Source organism: Tianweitania sp., assembly GCF_032053605.1.
GTDB lineage: Bacteria > Pseudomonadota > Alphaproteobacteria > Rhizobiales > Rhizobiaceae > Tianweitania.
Window position 1 is genome coordinate 1 of sequence record NZ_DAMBUH010000155.1, and the last position, 2,491, is coordinate 2,491.

Sequence of the window (2,491 nt, forward strand, 5' to 3'; positions counted from 1 at the left end):
TGGCACGGTCGAGCAGGTCTTCGCGCGAGGCGACATCGCGCAGCCGCTCAGCGCCCAGCGTAAAGGCCGGGCGGTCGACAGGACGATGATCAACCTTGGGAAGACCGGTCTGGATGAGGGCGTCAAAGGACGCCTGGAAAGCGGTGTTGGTGTTCATGGTATTTCACGATCAAGCGAGCGAAACACCTGGCGCACCGATCCGTTGCGAGATCGGCCGCCGCAGGCAGGGATTGTGAAGAATATTACAGGCGGGGGATGGACCCGCCTGCTTTGGCTTACAGGCGGCTCAGATCACGTAGGATCGGAGCGGCTCGAAGCCGTTGAAGGCCACCGCCGAGTAGGTGGTGGTGTAGGCGCCGGTGCCTTCGATCAGCACTTCGTCACCGATCGTCAGCGACAGCGGCAGCGGATACGGCGTCTTCTCGTAAAGAACGTCGGCGCTGTCGCAGGTCGGGCCGGCGAGGACGCAAGGCGCAACCGCGTCACCGTCACGCGGCGTGGCGATCGGGTAGCGAATGGCCTCGTCCATGGTTTCGGCCAGACCGCCGAACTTGCCGATGTCGAGATACACCCAGCGCACATCATCCGTGTCGGACTTCTTCGAGATCAGCACGACTTCCGACTTGATGACGCCTGCATTGCCAACCATGCCACGGCCCGGCTCGATGATCGTTTCCGGGATCTGGTTGCCGAAATGCTTCGACAGCGCTTCGAAGATCGCCTGGCCGTAAGCCTTCGCAGCCGGCACGTCCTTGAGGTAACGGGTCGGAAAACCGCCGCCCATATTGACCATCTTCAGAACGATGCCTTCGCGCGCCAGCGTTTCGAACACCATCTTGGCATCGCCCAGCGCCTTGTCCCACGCGCCGAGATCGCACTGCTGCGAGCCGACATGGAAGGACACGCCATAGGAGTCGAGACCGAGCGACTTGGCGTGACGCAGAACGTCGACAGCCATCGCAGGCACGCAGCCGAACTTGCGCGACAGCGGCCATTCAGCGCCCTCGCCATCGGTCAGAACGCGGCAGAACACGCGCGAACCAGGGGCGGCGCGGGCGATCTTCTCGACTTCCTCGACGCAATCCACGGCGAACAAGCGGATGCCATGCGCATAAGCACGCGCAATGTCGCGCTCCTTCTTGATCGTGTTGCCGAAGGAAATGCGGTCAGGCGTGGCACCGGCGTCGAGCGCCATTTCGACTTCCGCCACGGAAGCGGTGTCGAAGGAGGAGCCGAGCTGGGCCAGCAGGCGCAGCACTTCCGGAGCCGGGTTTGCCTTCACGGCATAGAAGATCTTCGAGTCCGGCAAGGCGCGCTCGAAGGCATGAAAGTTGTCTTCGATGACGTCGAGGTCGACCACGAGGCAGGGACCGTCGGGACGTCGGGTGGCGAGGAAGTCGATGATGCGCTGTGTAGCCATGAAACTCTCCATCGGCGCACCCTTCTTCAGGATGCACTCAAGGCTGCGCCGCACGGGCCAAGCAGGCCTCGTTCAAACGCGGTGGACAAAGGCGCGACCGCTCTTTCTGGCACCAGCCGGTGGAGACCCCGGAACCAGAACAACGTATCACACGGCGATGAGCAGAGAGCCGCCCGGCTCAAGCTCGCTTTGTCTGCCTTGGCTTGGATGGGAGTTTCCCGTTCCGCACTGCCGGCAATGAGGGTGTGCCTCTTTGTTTAACCCCGGATATGGACAACCGAGGGGTAACCAGAAAGGCCCGCACCGTCGTTGCTTCAAGGCGTCCTCGGATCGGCGGTTGGCCGCTGAACCGACCGGGCTCGTTACTTCCCGGTTACCTGCCCTTGCCTCGCCATTTCGAGGTTCGGGGGACGCCCACAGGCACGTGCGACTTTGGGCAAGCGCGGATATAAGGAGAGCCTTCGTCACAATCAATCGGAAAAATCCCACTGGTTGAAAAAGTTCGAAAGCAGGACGATGTTGGCGTCATTGTATCCGGAGCCTGAACGATGACGGACATCCAAGACGGCGTGAACGCCTTCATGCCGAACACGCAAGTCATTGTTCCCAATAGTCAAAATGGACCGCTTTCCAGACTGAGCTTCGCCGTCAAGGACATCTACGATGTTGCAGGCCTGCCGACCGGCGGCGGCAACCCGGTGAAGCTCGCTGAGTCGCAACCGGCAAAAATCACCGCCCCGAGCGTGCAGCTCCTGCTCGATGCGGGCGCGCGATTCGCGGGAAAGACGCAGACGGACGAGCTGACCTTCTCCCTGATGGGGCAGAACGCGCATTATCCCGAGCCGGTGAACAGCGCCGCACCGGATCGCGTGACGGGCGGATCGTCATCCGGCTCCGCAGCGGCGGTGGCCGCCGGGTTGGTGGATTTTGCGCTGGGGTCGGACACAGGCGGATCGATCCGCGCGCCGGCAAGCTTTTGCGGCCTGATCGGCCTGCGCCCGACGCATGGGCGGATTTCGCTGGACGGCGCGATGCCGTTGGCGCCGAGCCTCGACACATTCGGTTGGTTCG

At 62.5% G+C, this 2,491-nt stretch carries 2 protein-coding genes; one reads left to right on the forward strand and one right to left on the reverse strand.

Going from position 1 to position 2,491, the window contains the following annotated elements:
- Positions 1–286: 286 nt before the first annotated feature.
- Positions 287–1,420 carry an ornithine/lysine decarboxylase gene (gene odc2 / locus RTX98_RS19620; protein ID WP_189503085.1) on the reverse strand — a complete coding sequence of 378 codons (1,134 nt, stop codon included), beginning with the start codon at positions 1,418–1,420 and terminating at the stop codon, positions 287–289.
- Positions 1,421–1,968: 548 nt separating this feature from the next.
- Between odc2 and RTX98_RS19625 the strand changes: the two genes are divergently transcribed.
- A partial coding sequence (locus tag RTX98_RS19625; RefSeq protein ID WP_312798543.1) for an amidase family protein occupies positions 1,969–2,491 on the forward strand: 523 nt, incomplete at its 3' end.